Origin of the sequence: Streptococcus rubneri, from assembly GCF_004785935.1 — a bacterium.
In the GTDB taxonomy this organism is placed as follows: domain Bacteria; phylum Bacillota; class Bacilli; order Lactobacillales; family Streptococcaceae; genus Streptococcus; species Streptococcus rubneri.
The window spans coordinates 1100868-1115533 of sequence record NZ_SRRP01000001.1; the positions used below are offsets into that span (position 1 = coordinate 1100868).

At 40.3% G+C, this 14666-nt stretch carries 14 protein-coding genes; 4 read left to right on the forward strand and 10 right to left on the reverse strand.

The genetic code is table 11. The features are described from left to right. Positions 1 to 8: 8 nt before the first annotated feature. Complete coding sequence (locus tag E5S68_RS05545) at positions 9 to 497, reverse strand: HDIG domain-containing metalloprotein (protein WP_135782684.1); 489 nt, start codon at positions 495 to 497, stop codon at positions 9 to 11. Between the two features lie 38 nt (positions 498 to 535). Continuing rightward, positions 536 to 1276 carry a TrmH family RNA methyltransferase gene (locus tag E5S68_RS05550; protein ID WP_135782685.1) on the reverse strand — a complete coding sequence of 247 codons (741 nt, stop codon included), beginning with the start codon at positions 1274 to 1276 and terminating at the stop codon, positions 536 to 538. A gap of 73 nt (positions 1277 to 1349) precedes the next feature. Here E5S68_RS05550 and E5S68_RS05555 point away from each other — a divergent pair, with 73 nt between their 5' ends. Both E5S68_RS05555 and yidC read left to right on the forward strand, forming a co-directional pair. Beyond that, positions 1350 to 1628, forward strand: coding sequence for an acylphosphatase (locus E5S68_RS05555; RefSeq protein WP_135782686.1), 279 nt, complete (start codon positions 1350 to 1352; stop codon positions 1626 to 1628). 78 nt (positions 1629 to 1706) lie between these two features. Next, the gene (yidC, locus tag E5S68_RS05560) at positions 1707 to 2645 is read left to right on the forward strand and encodes a membrane protein insertase YidC (protein ID WP_135782687.1); all 939 of its coding nucleotides are present in this window, start codon (positions 1707 to 1709) and stop codon (positions 2643 to 2645) included. A 222-nt stretch (positions 2646 to 2867) separates the two neighbouring features. Here yidC and greA read toward each other — a convergent pair whose 3' ends face one another. From greA to E5S68_RS05595, 7 genes are all read right to left on the reverse strand, one after another. Then, positions 2868 to 3350: a transcription elongation factor GreA gene (gene greA / locus E5S68_RS05565; RefSeq protein WP_135782688.1), complete on the reverse strand. Its 483-nt coding sequence runs from the start codon at positions 3348 to 3350 to the stop codon at positions 2868 to 2870. A 59-nt stretch (positions 3351 to 3409) separates the two neighbouring features. Then, a complete protein-coding gene (mltG, locus tag E5S68_RS05570; protein WP_447468731.1) occupies positions 3410 to 4966 on the reverse strand; it encodes an endolytic transglycosylase MltG in 1557 nt (518 codons plus the stop codon). Positions 4967 to 5028: 62 nt separating this feature from the next. Continuing rightward, positions 5029 to 5529, reverse strand: a complete 501-nt coding sequence (locus E5S68_RS05575) for a GNAT family N-acetyltransferase (RefSeq protein WP_135782690.1) — start codon at positions 5527 to 5529, stop codon at positions 5029 to 5031. Positions 5530 to 5555: 26 nt separating this feature from the next. Then, positions 5556 to 5963 carry a GNAT family N-acetyltransferase gene (locus E5S68_RS05580; RefSeq protein ID WP_135782691.1) on the reverse strand — a complete coding sequence of 136 codons (408 nt, stop codon included), beginning with the start codon at positions 5961 to 5963 and terminating at the stop codon, positions 5556 to 5558. A gap of 10 nt (positions 5964 to 5973) precedes the next feature. Further along, the gene (murC, locus tag E5S68_RS05585) at positions 5974 to 7308 is read right to left on the reverse strand and encodes a UDP-N-acetylmuramate--L-alanine ligase (protein WP_135782692.1); all 1335 of its coding nucleotides are present in this window, start codon (positions 7306 to 7308) and stop codon (positions 5974 to 5976) included. 11 nt (positions 7309 to 7319) lie between these two features. Continuing rightward, positions 7320 to 7979, reverse strand: coding sequence for a divisome accessory protein ZapJ (gene zapJ, locus E5S68_RS05590; RefSeq protein ID WP_135782693.1), 660 nt, complete (start codon positions 7977 to 7979; stop codon positions 7320 to 7322). Positions 7980 to 8035: 56 nt separating this feature from the next. Then, positions 8036 to 11131 carry a pilus expression-regulating Snf2 family helicase gene (locus tag E5S68_RS05595; RefSeq protein WP_135782694.1) on the reverse strand — a complete coding sequence of 1032 codons (3096 nt, stop codon included), beginning with the start codon at positions 11129 to 11131 and terminating at the stop codon, positions 8036 to 8038. Between the two features lie 296 nt (positions 11132 to 11427). On the opposite strand from E5S68_RS05595, the gene E5S68_RS05600 reads away from it, so the two are divergent. Further along, positions 11428 to 12102: a hypothetical protein gene (locus E5S68_RS05600; RefSeq protein WP_135782695.1), complete on the forward strand. Its 675-nt coding sequence runs from the start codon at positions 11428 to 11430 to the stop codon at positions 12100 to 12102. Positions 12103 to 12117: 15 nt separating this feature from the next. Continuing rightward, entirely contained in the window at positions 12118 to 12849 is a 732-nt protein-coding gene (locus E5S68_RS05605) for a hypothetical protein (protein WP_135782696.1), read from the forward strand. A 497-nt stretch (positions 12850 to 13346) separates the two neighbouring features. On the opposite strand, the gene der is transcribed toward E5S68_RS05605, so the two are convergent. Continuing rightward, positions 13347 to 14657, reverse strand: a complete 1311-nt coding sequence (gene der / locus E5S68_RS05610; RefSeq protein WP_135782697.1) for a ribosome biogenesis GTPase Der — start codon at positions 14655 to 14657, stop codon at positions 13347 to 13349. Positions 14658 to 14666: the final 9 nt, after the last annotated feature.

The following is a 14666-nucleotide window of genomic DNA, read 5'->3' on the forward strand; positions in this document are numbered from 1 at the left end:
TTAAATTATTATGATTTTAACATTTTTCGATGGAAAAGTCTCCTCTTTGACCACTTTTTTCTCATTGGTTCCGAAGCTTCCTTGATAGCCCAGTACTTATCGACCATGGTCACGAGGAAAGATTCTTTGTAGCATGGTGGAGCAAGCGTCAACCCCCACATATGTTTGAGGATAATGTCTTCTTCTTTTTTATTGAGAGTTGTAATCTTTTTTGCATTTCGTACAGCTATTCGTGGATGTACCCAAGCATGACTCTTATTAAACTTGACCTGACGCCAGTCATAGTAAAAGAGGTCATGAAGGAGAGCTCCCCTAGCCGTACTTTTGGTATCCCAGCCCATTTTTTTTGAGATACGATAACTGGTATAGCTAACGTGAATCGAATGTTCTAACCGATTAGAATGAATGTGGTGGGGAATATCCTTTAATTTTTGAAGTTTAGGGTGATCAATCAAATGGCCAACTTCGGCCATGTATTCTTTATCCTGCCGATACATAAACCACACCTCCTCAATACGAGTGGAATCACCATACACTAAATTAGGGCAAACATCAAAATGCCTGCTGCAACAGCTACATTGAGACTTTCAGCCTGACCTGGCATGGTGATATGAACCAATTTGTCCGCTTTCTTCACCATTTCCGAACTAATCCCCTGTCCCTCATTTCCCATAACCAGCACGAAAGAAGTGGAAGGGACCAGATTCCTATAATCCACTGAATCTTTTGATAGGGTCGTCGCATAAAGTGGAAGCTGACTCTCTTCAATAAGTTGGCAAAGCGCTTCTTTTTTCATGCGAATGAGAGGAAGATGGAAATGGCTTCCTTGCATCGACCGCAAGGTTTTCATATTATACAAATCTGCCGATTGATCTGTCAGAAGAACTGCATCATAACCAGCTGCATCTGCTGTCCGAATCATAGTCCCGACATTTCCTGGATCTTGAACATCCTCTAAAAATAGATAGCGTCCATCTTTCAGATTAAGCTGGGGAGATAGATCCAATCTAATTTCTGCTACAATCCCTTGAGGAGTCTTCGAATCCGCAAGATCTGCTAAAACCTCTGGCGTCACAAGGGTTATTTTTGTTCCCTCCATCACGCGATCGACGTATTCCTCTATGACGAAGACTTGCTCAATAGGTGCTTGGTATTTGACAGCTTCTTCATACAGATGCCAACCTTCTATCAAATAAGACTCTGTCCGATATTTTTTTTGATGAAGTTTTTTTACTTTTTTAATTCCATTATTGGACTTAGAGGTTATAATATTCATAAGACCATTATACCACATTCACAGGGGGAGAGTCTCCGTCCTGAGAAGGAATTCAAGTAAAAGGAGAAGGAAGATGCAAAAAGTAGAAATGACTGCACAAGGCCGGGTTCAAGGAGTTGGCTTTCGCTGGGGAGTTTATAGCTTAGCTCTTGAAATTGGAGGGATAACAGGCCGGGTCTGGAACAATGACGATGGAACAGTTACCATTTTAGCTGCTTGTGAAGAAAATGCCCTTATGGCTAAATTTATTCAAGAGATTCGAAAAGGACCAACCCCATTTTCAAAAGTAACCTACCTAGATGTCCATTTAGCAAACTTTGAACCCTATAAGGATTTCAAAATTTCAAATTAAGTCTTGAGAACTATTGTTAAATTCATAAAAAAACAGTAGAATAGATAGGTATCATTTTAAAATTAAAGGATTGATCTAGTGAAAAAATATAAACGTTATTTACTTGCTACTCTCAGCTTGTCTGCTCTCCTGCTTCTAACAGGATGTGTTAGCATTGACAAAACAACCAAACAACCTACAGGATTTGTCTGGAATCTGATTGGAAGACCAATGGGCGAAGCGATTAAGTTCTTTGCAACTGATCTTGGTCTTGGCTTTGGTCTTGGAATTATTATCGTCACAGTCATCGTGCGACTAATCATCTTCCCTCTCGGTGTTTATCAATCATGGAAGGCAACTTACCAGTCAGAAAAGATGAACTACCTTAAACCAATCTTTGCTCCGATTCAAGAACGTATTAAAAATGCGAAGACCCAAGAAGAAAAACTAATGGCCAATCAAGATTTGATGATGGCCCAACGTGAAAATGGCGTTAGCCCTTTTGGAGGAATTGGCTGTCTCCCACTCTTGATTCAAATGCCCTTCTTCTCAGCCCTCTTCTTTGCAGCCCAATATACTGTAGGCGTAAAAGAAAGCACCTTCCTTGGCATCAGTCTTGGCAAAGCTAGTTTACTCTTGACCGTCATTGTTGGGATTCTCTACTACATCCAAAGCATGCTCTCTCTCCATGGAATTGAGGATGAAACTCAAAAAGAAACCATGAGAAAAACTGCCTTGATGAGCCCAATCATGATAGCAGTCTTCTCTATCATGTCACCTGCTGGAGTAACCCTCTACTGGGTAGTTGGTGGTTTCGTACAGATCATTCAACAATTTGTCATCAATTACCTCATCCGTCCAAAATTACGGAAACAAGTTGCAGAAGAGTATAAGAACAATCCTCCAAAAGCAGCTGTATCCAATGGCGGGCGTGTTGCAAAAGATGTAACACCAACCACTCAAACAACTAATAACAGCGCTTTACCAATCAATGGAAATAAGAAACGAAATGCTGGTAAACAACGCAATCGAAACTAAAATCAAGGCCGAGATTCCCTCTCGGCCTTTTACGCAGTTCGAATATAACATCCCTTAGGTAACTACTGCTAGCTACAGTTATATTTCTGCTAAATTAGCTATCATACTTCAATAGAAATTAATATTATTAATATTATTGTATGTTTGATCGCAGTCTGACCACAAGGTATAGACTTATCTTCCATCAAAAATAGAGTTCCCTCTAGGGAACTCTATTTTTGATTACTTTGTTTTTTCAACATTCAAGATCTTCACTTGGTAGCTTCCTGCAGGAGTTTCAATTGTTACAGTATCTCCTGTTCTCTTGCCAATCAAAGCATGACCAATTGGGCTTTCATTTGAAATCTTACCTGCAAATGCATCTGCACCAGCAGAACCCACAATAATATAAACTTCTTCATCGGTTTCACCAACTTCTTGGACAGTTACAGTTTTACCAATCGCAACTTCATCAACTGCTACTGCATCACTGTCTACAATCTCTGCATAACGAATCTTGGTCTCTAAGCTGGATATTTGACCTTCAACAAAGGCTTGTTCGTCTTTCGCCGCCTCATACTCACTATTTTCAGAGAGGTCTCCATAAGAGCGAGCAATCTTAATGCGTTCAACAACTTCTGGGCGACGGACTAATTTCAATTCTTCTAATTCAAGTTCTAGCTTTTCCTTTTCAGCTAGGGTCATCGGATAAGTTCTTTCTGTCATATTTTTTCTCTTTTCTGTTATTTTTTAGAACTAAAAAGGTGTGGCATGCCACATCCCTCTTAGTTTGAGCTGCTTTCTGTTAATTTGCTATTCACGTGTTCTTCCACGTTCTTATTGTGTTCTTCAAATGTTTGTGCAAAATAGACTTCACCAGTTTCTACATTGGCTACAAAGTAGAGGTAATCTGTTTTGCTTGGATTGACAGCTGCTTCAATTGCAGACAAACCTGGGTTATCTACTGGTCCAGGCATCAAGCCGGTATTCTTATAGACATTGTATGGAGAGTCTATATTGGTATCAATGCCAGCGTCTTCCTTCAAAGTCGTCTTTTTACCCAATTGACCTTGCGCATACAAGATGGCAATGTTACTTTGAAGTGGCATATCCTGGTTGAGACGGTTATAAAAGACACTTGCAATATCTTTTCGGTCTTTATCCGTCGCACCTTCTTTTTCAATCAAAGAAGCTAAGGTCAATACTTCATTTACATTAATATTCTTTGATTCCATAGTATCGTAGTAGCCAGCAAGATTTTGATCCATCGCAGCTAGCATCTGGTCCACTAAATCTTCCATCTTACTATCATTGCCATAGCCGTAGGTAGCAGGGAAAAGGTAGCCCTCTAGACGGTAGCGGACACCACTTTCCTTAGTTGGTAAATCAGCCAATAAGTTCGGATATTTGGCAATCATTTTCTCAATAAAGGCATCATCCTGAACCACTTTCAAGAATTGTTCCTTGGTATAAGGAGTTTTTGCCTTTTTCTTAGAGCTTGCATCAACTGAAACAACCTCTGCAATTTGATCGATTGTATACCCTTCCGGAATGGTGATCTTACCTAGGACAGGTGGCTGAGGCGTTGTCGTCCCTTGCTCCTGCAATTTTTGAATAATAGTTCCTAAGTCCATACTCTTTTGTAAATTGAAAAATCCAGATTGGAAATTACTGTAATTCTTAAACTTAGTATAGTAGTTAAAGAACTGGCCGTTTTTAATCAAGCCTTTCTTTTCCAGAATGGTTCCAATCTCACGATTGCTAGAACCAGCAGGGATTTCAACACTCACAAACTCTGTCGCACTTGTATCCATTGCTTGGAGGTTAGAACGCACATAGGTCACTGCAAAAATCCCAGTAGCAATCATCACAACAATTAAGATTCCCAAAACGGTTAAGACGATACGCTTGGCGATACTATTCTGTTTTTTCTTTTTCTGAACTCGTTGATCGCGATCTTTTCGTGAAAAGGATGGATCTGGGCTAGTTTCTTTCTTTTTGGATACTGGCTGAGTTGGGCGGATAGGATGTTCAATCTTTTCTGTTTCTAGAGAAGTTACTTGCTTTTCCACAGGAATAGGTTTCTTTTCTACTGAAACAGGTTCTTTTTCTTCCTTGATGCTAGGAATATCTGTAGAGATAGCCTCTTTATCGGACTCCTTCTCGCCTGTCTGAGTTCCTCTCTCTTGGACCGGTAGATCATACTTTTTTTCTACCTCTACAAGCTGTTTATTGGCTTCTTCAAGGTCACGAAGGATCTTCTCCTTAAAGCTCAGCAGTTTTTCCTTATCTTGTTGGTTATCAGTCAAATAATTGACCTCCCTCGTCATAATCCTTAATATTATATCTTAAAAGGGTTAGAAAAGCAACAGTCACGGGCTTTTACTCCAAAAACGAGCTAATTTTAGCGGGCTAAAGGATTTTCCCAAACCATATCATACCATACTTCGCCTGCATAGGTCGAAGCAGATAGGCCTTCATTGACAAAGCCATACTTTTCATAATAAGCAAGGAGATAATCATGACAGGTTAAGCTAATCCCTTCTCTCTCTTCCTTCATTGCAAGTTTTTTCATAGCTTCTAGTAGCTTTTCCCCGACTCCCATACCTTGGGCAAATTTCGCAATAGAAAGGCTAGTAATCGTGATAAAACCTCCATCCTTACTTGCCTCATCTACTATCTGGTCCGTAAAGGATTGATCGTCTACCTGTCGTTTAAGGGTGACTGGGCCTTCTAAATAGCCTAGAATCTGCCCGTCTTTCTCAGCCACTAAGAAGGTAGAGGTGAGTTCTTCAATATGTTTCTTGAAAACTGTCGCATCCATTGCTTCTTCTGAACTAAAATTTTCCAGTTCGATTGCAGCAATTTCTTCTAAGTCGGCTAGTTTCGCTTGACGAATCTTCATGTTTTCTCCTTCTCATTGGATGGAATTCAAATTAGCTGAATACCTCCCAAGCTCCCTTCCTCCAAAAAATCCAATTGAAAATCATTCATTTCAAAATAAGAGACCAATTCCTCTTGACAAGCCATGCGAATCCCTAAAAAAGATTCCTGAACGACAAGGGACTTTACAGTGGCTAAAAGTAAGGTGCCAAATCCCTGTTTTCTCCACATGGGATGGATTCCTAGAGAGAGTAAGGTCAGATAGGCTTGGGCTTGCTTAGCAGACTGTAAGATACATGCCCCAATCACTTGGTCCTCAAACTCAAGGATAAGTACTCTCAATGAATCTGATCCAGTGTCTGCTAGTCCTTGAAAAGAAAAATTTTGGGACGTGATCTGTTCGATCTCATCCCAATCATTTTCTCTAGCAAACCGAATCGTTAGCTTCGATTGCATTGTTTTCTCCTTATTGAACGTTGTTTGTCAAGTTCCCAAGCAAACGCTCAAATGAGTATTCGTAGGTTTGAATATCTCCAGCTCCCATAAAGACATAGACAGCATTGTCATGGTTCAAGAGTGGAGATACGTTTTCAACAGTAATAATTCCAGATTTCTTAACAATCTTAGCTTCCAAGTCTTCGACCTTGACATCTCCATGATCGACTTCTCGAGCTGATCCGTAAATTTGGGCCAAGTAGACTGAATCTGCTTGGTTAAGGGCATCTGCAAACTCATCTAAGAGAGCAATGGTCCGAGTAAAGGTATGAGGTTGAAAGACCGCTACAATCTCTTTACTTGGATATTTTTGACGAGCTGCATCTAGAGTAGCAATAATTTCTGTTGGATGGTGGGCAAAGTCATCGATAATAACCGTGTCATTGACAATCTTTTCGGTAAAGCGACGTTTCACCCCAGCAAATGTCTTTAAATGCTCACGTACTAAGTCAAGATCAAAACCAGCAATATGCAATAAGCCAATAACAGCTGTTGCGTTCATCACGTTGTGACGACCAAATGATGGAATCTGGAATTGACCCAAATTTTCTCCACGGAAATGGACCGTAAAGCTTGAACCAGTCGTTGAACGCAAAAGATCACTAGCTACAAAATCATTCCCAGCTTCTTCAAACCCATAATAATAGATTGGCGCATTGGCTGTAATTCGACGAAGCTCAGGATCCTCACCGTAGATAAACAAGGCTTTCGAAATTTGTTTGGCATAATCATTGAAGGCATTGAAAACATCTTCTAGACTAGTAAAGTAGTCTGGATGGTCAAAGTCAATGTTGGTAATGATGGAATACTCTGGATGGTAGGGCATGAAGTGACGCTCATACTCATCAGATTCAAAGACAAAATACTTAGCTCCTTTGGAACCACGACCAGTCCCATCCCCTATTAAATAGCTAGTATCAGTGATATTGGACAAGACATGGGACAAAATCCCTGTCGTAGAAGTTTTCCCGTGGGCACCTGCTACTCCCATGCTGACAAAGTCACGCATGAATTCACCCAAAAAGTCATGGTAGCGTTGGTAAGTATAGCCTTGAACATCTGCATAGGCAATTTCTACGTTGTTCTCAGGTTTAAAGGCATTCCCGGCAATCAAGATTTGTTCCCCTGTGAGGTTTTCCTCGCTAAATGGTAGAATCTTAATCCCAGCTTGTTCTAGTCCTCTTTGTGTGAAATAATATTTTTCGACATCAGAACCTTGTACAGAATGTCCCATCTGATGGAGCATGAGAGCTAAGGCACTCATTCCAGCCCCCTTTATACCGATAAAATGAAATGTTTTTGACATGGATTCTCCTTCTATTGGTCCAGCTTAGTCACATTCAGTTCTTGCTTCACTGGCTGTGATTGGTTCTTGTGTTGATCCTTGTTGTAGATTTGACTCTTTTTCAAGAAATCATAGTTATTTTTCTTAGGTTGCTCTTCTTGAAGGTTTTCAGAAAGTGGTGTTGCTTCCGCCACATCAAGGAGAATCAACTGATCCTGCTTGAGGCGATCTCCAAACTGAGCCAATTCTCCTGGGTTCTCCTTTTGAAAAGGAGCCGTCGGCTTAGTTTTAGGCATGAAAGAAGGGGTAAATTTCTTTCGATTTGGCTTAGAAGCAATATCTGCTGTTAGATAAGGCGCTGTACGCTTTTTTTTCAAATCCGCTCTCGCTGCTTCACGTGCCTCCTCTGCATAGCGATTGGCAGAACTTTTTTTATCAACAGGCGCCTTAAAGTCTGGCGCCATTGGTTGTCTTTTATGTTTACTACGTTCTAGCGGTTGTTGAAACGGCTTTTGATAGGGGTGATCTGCTTTTTTATTGGTTGCAATCGGCTCCCACTCTAAATAATTTTTATCTGTATAATCCCCAAGAATGTTACTAATGAAGTCCCCATCATCGTACAAGTTCATATGGGGCATACTGGTTAGCATGATTTCATCATCTGCTACTTGAGGGAAATGCTTATCCTTCATTGTTCTCTTCCTTTCGACACTTCATTAATTATAAACTATTCATTTTATTTTTCAAGTTATTCAGCTGAAATCCCTAAAATTTCCCGAATTTCTTCGATAGAGAGACCAGAGCGTGATTCTGTTCCATCTAGGATGGTAGATACTAGATGACGTTTACTCGTTTGTAGTTCCTGAATTTTTTCCTCAATTGTTCCACGCGTAATCATCCGATAGACTTCAACATTCTTATCTTGACCCATACGGTGGGCGCGACCAATGGCTTGGTCTTCTACTGCAGGATTCCACCAAAGATCGACTAAGATGACGGTATCTGCTCCAGTTAGGTTTAGTCCAACACCTCCAGCTTTTAAGGAAATGAGGACGGCATCCCTTTGGCCAGCATTAAAAGCATTGGTCATGTCTTGTCGGTCATTAGCTGGAGTAGATCCTGTAATCTTAAAAGAGGACATGCCGAGAGACTGCAACTCTCCTTCCAACAAGTCTAACATCCCCCTAAATTGAGAGAAAATTAAAACTCTCTGATTCCCATCTTTGATCTGTTCCAAGAGTTCTCGCAAACTGTCTAATTTTCCACTTTCCCCTTCATAATCTTCTAAAAAGAGGGCAGGGGTGTCACAGATTTGGCGAAGACGCATTAAACCAGATAGAATTTCCATCTTGCTCCGGTTGATTTCTTCTACTGAGGATGTCAGGATTCTCTCCTGCATTTGTTTAAGTTGCGCTAAGTAGATCGTTTTTTGATCATCTGCCAATTCGTTTTTGTAGGTCATCTCGATCAAATCAGGCAACTCTTGTAAGACATCACTTTTTTTCCGTCTCAATATAAAAGGTTTGACATACTGGGAGATGGTTTCTGGACTGAGCTGTTTAAATTCTTTCTTCCCAGGAAACAATCCAGGGAGAACGATTTGAAAGATGGACCAGAGTTCTTCTACATGGTTTTCAATAGGGGTCCCTGATAAGGCAAAGGTATGGGGAACATCGAATTTCCGTAAATTTTGTGCAATCTTTGTCTGGGAATTCTTCATGACCTGGGCTTCATCCAAGATCAAGTAATGGTATTGATTTTCTTGGTACTGCTCTACATCCTGGCGGAAAGAGGCATAACTGGTAATAGCCACCTGAGGATTACTGGCAATCACCTCATCCCGATTAGCTTTCAAACCATAAATGACTTCGACTTCCATTTGCGGAGCGAATTTTTCAAATTCCTCTTTCCAATTGTAAATCAAACTAGAAGGCGCTAAAATCAATATTTTTTTATCTGGACTAGCCACACTCGAAAGAAAGGCGATGGTTTGGAGGGTCTTTCCAAGTCCCATATCATCCGCTAGTATTCCCCCAAAACCATAATGATTTAACATGGACAACCAACGAATCCCAATCTCTTGATAATCTCGGAGTTTGGCTTGAACTTGGATTTCCCCTAGTGAATAGGTTTCCGGGTGGGTCAAATCATAAGCTAGCTGGCGAAATTGTTCAGAAAATTGGACATTCTCAGATTTCTCAAATAGTTGGGACAACTGGAAGGCTGCGATTCGGTTGGTTTGCAACTGTCCATCCTTGGTTTTCTTAGCCCGAAGATCAAGGAGGATCTGACTTATCTTCTTGGTTTCTTCATCAAAAATCAGAAGTTTCCCAGCCTTACTGACATAATAATCATTAGCTTCTATCAATGCAGACAGGACTTGGTCCACCTCAGCAGGATCAACAGAATCAAAATCAAAACCAATTTCTAGTAAACGGCCACTGGTCTGGATAGAGACTTTGGGCTTTTCTACATGATAGAGGTCGAGTAGAGCATCTGATAACTGAACAGGACCCAGTAGCTCGAACAAAGGAAGAGTCTGATTAAAAAAGCTATACACTTGTTGAGGTAGGAGAGGCGCCCGTTTGGTCTGGAACTGATCGGTAAATCCCGCCACTAACATGGTCTCAAATACTTGGCGTTCCTTATCAAAATTACCAGAATAAGGAAGCTTCTCCAATTCATTCCTAGAGTTGATCTTGCGATCCGAAAATACAAATTCTAAGTCTAAGAGAACCTCCTGATCTTGGGACAAGTCAAAATGAAAACGAGGTTGAAAATCATGAATAACAAACTTCTCTGGTGCTTGAATACTTCCAATTAAGCGAAATTTCTCCAGACTATAGGTTAATTTCGTTTGATCTGCTCCATCAAATTGAACCCTTCTTTTTCGATCCGTATCTATAGGTAAATCTTGAATGGCATCAATCAAGGATTTTTGAAGTGGATGAACTTGATAAAAATGTCCATTCGCAAAAAGGAAACGACCTTCCACCATTTTATAACTTCGAACATCGACCTGAAGCTCCGTATAGTCCTTCTTTTCCTCCACTTGGAAAGAATAGAGACCTGAATCTTCTTGTAATTCTTGAAAGTAGACTTCCTGGTAGCTTTCAAGCCCCAGTTCCAATATGAAGGAAGAAAGAGCCATCAGCAATTGGACTCCTTCTTCAAAGAGAGTCATTGGTAAATAGAGATGACGGCCTGCATTTGGAAAAAAAAGAGAATCATGCGTTGAGGCTCCTGATACCAATCCTTGTATGAATCGAATCAGTTCTCGACTTTCTGGATCAAAAGCTCCGTAGGCCAAGGGTTCGTAGTAACTTTTCCCGATGGCAAAATAGCTTTCTTTTTGTACTGCCTGTAAAAAGGCTAAAATATCTCTCACCACATAAGAGCGCTCATCAGGTAAGCGGTGAATCCGTAGAGTCCACAAAAATTGCCCCGAATAATCATCTACATGCCCAGTTGCTGACAATCCGTATTTGATTTCTTTGGTTTCAACTTTCGGTAGAACTTGGTCTAAAAACAAACTTCCAAAAGAGACTTTATCTTGGGTTTCTTGGGATTCAGTCACATCTTCTTCCAAGCTCCGTAATAGTTCCTTCCCCTGACCATCGTTTTTTAGAAAGGCTTCTGCTGCAGCTAGATGGATACAAAATTTCTTTTTTTGGAAAAAATCACAGCTACAAAAAATTGCTTGATCATCCAGGCTATACCGAAGATTCTCTCCCTCGATTCGAAAATAGAGGTACTGATCCTTTTTTTCCTTTAGAGAAACTCGTCCCTCTTCATATAATAGAGTCCCTTGAGAACGTATCTTTCCTGGAATTAATTTTGCCATAATTACCACCTTACATTAATCTCTTTATTATATCACATCCTTTAAAAAATAATAAGGAGGTTAAAGCTTTTTCACATTATAGGTTCCTTTTCTTAGAATTTGTAATCCTTTTGTAATCTCTTCTATACCTTCTCCTTACAACTTAGCGATATAATAGAAATGATATACAAGGATGTGTTTACAATGTAGTCTGTAGTGTTGTTTCTGTAAAACTAAGAAACATACTGTAACAAAATAAGAAGATCGTCATCTTCATGAAAAAAAGAAATCTATCACTATTCATTAGGAGGTCTACTATGTTTAGACTAACAAAAAAACTTATCTGTACAGTTGTCCTTCTTGCCTCCATCCTCTTTATTGGAGGATGCTCGCCAAAACCTGAAAAAGCAACATCTTCTAAAGATGTTGCAACAGGAATTACTGGGGAATGGCAATTAACCGATATCCGAAATGCTGTTCAGAAAACTTACTTTATTCACGATATGTATGGACGCACATTTGCAACCTTTTTACCCCAATTTGATGCTTTAGATATGAGACTAACCATTGATAAAGACCAAGCTCAAGTGACTTACGATTATGATCTAAACACTTATCTCACGAATTACTACGCTATCGCAAAGAAAACCAAAACTGAAGAAGAATTCAAAAAAGAACAACTCCAAGGTATTAAAGAACTAGCAGCTCGATATAAATCAATCAAGGCAACTGTAAATACAGAAACTGGCGAATACACTTTCGACGCCCCAGGTACTGTAAATACGAAAGACAAAACCATTCACTTCAAGGAAGCTTTGACGTTAATCAATTCTTTCACTTTTACAGTGGACGGCCCCTTCAAGCCTGCAACTTATCACTACGAACTCAAAGATGATCAGTTAATTTTAAGTCTAGAAGCTGAAGATGAGGATCATCTTCCCCATCTTTTTGAATTGAAATTCAATCGAGTATTAACACAGCCATCCAAATAGAAAAGAGGGAATCTTATGTTCAAAAAAATAATGAAAGCTTTCTTGATTACGTTTTTTTCTCTTTTCTTCTTTGCTGCTTGTGTAAGAACACCTTCGACTCATTCTCCCTCAACGTCCACTTCATCCGTTGAATCCACTTCATCCACTGATAATACAGTAACACTCGATGGGAAATGGGAAGCTATTGAGTTCAGAAATACTATTGAACGAAGCTTGGGATATATTGACATGGCCGATTCGCATGCATCTAGACTCATATACTCTGATGCGATGAAAGATGTCGCTCCAACCCTCACAATCTCCGAAGATCAGGTTTCATTTGAGTATAGATTAGAAATGAAACCATTAATAGATAACTATTATGCGTATAAAGAAAAAGATCCCAAAGAACCTATAACCATTAGCAAAGAAGAGTTCACTACGAATCTCCTTAACAATTTCAAGGGGATTTTTGATAAATATAAACATCATAAAGTTGAATTAGACAGAGACAAGTTGACAGCTCATTCTGTTTTAAAAGATGGAATGCTGAATGAAACAGATAAAACCATTTTTTTCTTAGAAACACCAAATATTTTGGGACTTGCCATTGTAGGAGGGGCTGATGTAAGATACCCTGTCTTCTACCACTATGAATTAGTAGGCAACATTCTGACACTGACATTGGAAACGAAATCAGCCACAGAGGATGAATTCCCAATGTACTTTGAAATGAAATTTAAAAAGGTAGCAGAGGATAGCAAGTAGTAATGCATCTTCCGATAGACCAATTCACCAAAAAAGAGGGCAAGCCCTCTTTTTGTGTGTTTAAAACCTTCATTTTGAGTTTTTTTATGTCTCTATTCCCCGATAACTATCAAAGAGAAAGAATATATGAGCAAGCCTAAAATAGAAAAGAAAAGGAAGCCAATGCTGAACGCTATTTTCGGTATACTGGCTAATCCAAGACCTAAGATCCCAAGCTCTACGATTGAAATGAGAATAAGAAGTCGGAAATAGATTCCAAAAAACGTATAGCCCTTCCAAAAAACGTATAGCCCTTCCAAAAAAAGAAATATTGATATGAGAGCGGTCTTTCTAACTAAGATAATAGAAATAAGGTGAAAACATCCCTCAAAATGATGATCGTCTTCATTTCTACCCAGCTCCACTTCAATTGTATTACTCGGCCAGTAAAAAAGAAGCACTCCATAAAGGCTTGCTCCTTTTCCTAGATTTAGTTATTCTTTCGGAGTAGACATCTATTACTTCCGTTTCCGAGCAATCAAATGAATCGGGGTCCCTTCAAAGACAAAGGCTTTCCGAATTTGATTTTCCAAGAAACGAAGATAAGAGAAGTGCATGAGCTCCTCTTCATTGACAAAGACCACAAAGGTTGGTGGCTTGGTAGCGACCTGAGTCGCATAGAAGATTTTCAGACGTTTTCCTTTATCTGTCGGTGTCGGATTAATGGCAATGGCATCCATGATGACATCGTTCAAGACAGCTGAAGGAATGCGTGTATTTTGGCTCTCACTGATCTGCTTGATCATGTCTGGTAGCTTGTGCAAGCGTTGTTTGGTCAAAGCAGAGACAAAGATGATAGGTGCATAAGAAAGGTATTGGAACTGATCTCGAATATCATCTTCCCATTGCTTCATGGTGTGGTTATCCTTTTCAAGGGTATCCCACTTATTGACCACGATAATCATCCCTTTTCCAGCTTCATGGGCAAATCCAGCAATCCGCTTATCGTACTCGCGAATTCCTTCTTCTGCGTTCAAGACCATCAAGACCACATCCGAGCGATCAATAGCCCGCATGGCCCGCATGACAGAATACTTCTCTGTATTTTCATAGACCTTACCAGATTTCCGCATTCCGGCTGTATCAATCATGGTGTATTCTTGGCCTTCCGCATCGGTAAAATGGGTGTCAATCGCATCTCGCGTCGTTCCAGCCACAGGACTGGCAATGACGCGGTCTTCCCCAAGGATAGCATTGATCAGACTAGATTTTCCGACATTTGGACGACCAATCAAGCTGAACTTGATGACATCTGGATTTTCTGCTTCCCGGTCCGTAGGAAGGTTTTCAACAATAGCATCCAAGACATCCCCTGTACCAATCCCGTGTACAGATGACACTGGCAAGGGTTCTCCTAAGCCAAGAGCGTAGAAATCATAGATGTCAGTTCGCATCTCTGGATTATCCACTTTATTGACTGCTAAAATGACTGGTTTATGGGTCTTGTAGAGCATCCGAGCGACATACTCATCTGCATCGGTAATCCCTTCTTTTCCAGATACGACAAAGACAATGACGTCTGCTTCATCCATGGCAATCTCAGCTTGGTGCTTGATTTGCTCCATGAAAGGTGCGTCCACGTCATCAATCCCGCCAGTATCAATAATACTAAATTGGTGGTTGAGCCACTCTGCCGTTGCATAAATACGGTCCCGAGTAACCCCTTCGACATCCTCGACAATGGAAATCCGCTCACCGGCAATCCGGTTAAAGAGCGTCGATTTCCCGACGTTGGGACGTCCTACAATGGCAACAGTAGGTAAAGCCATGGTGTCCTC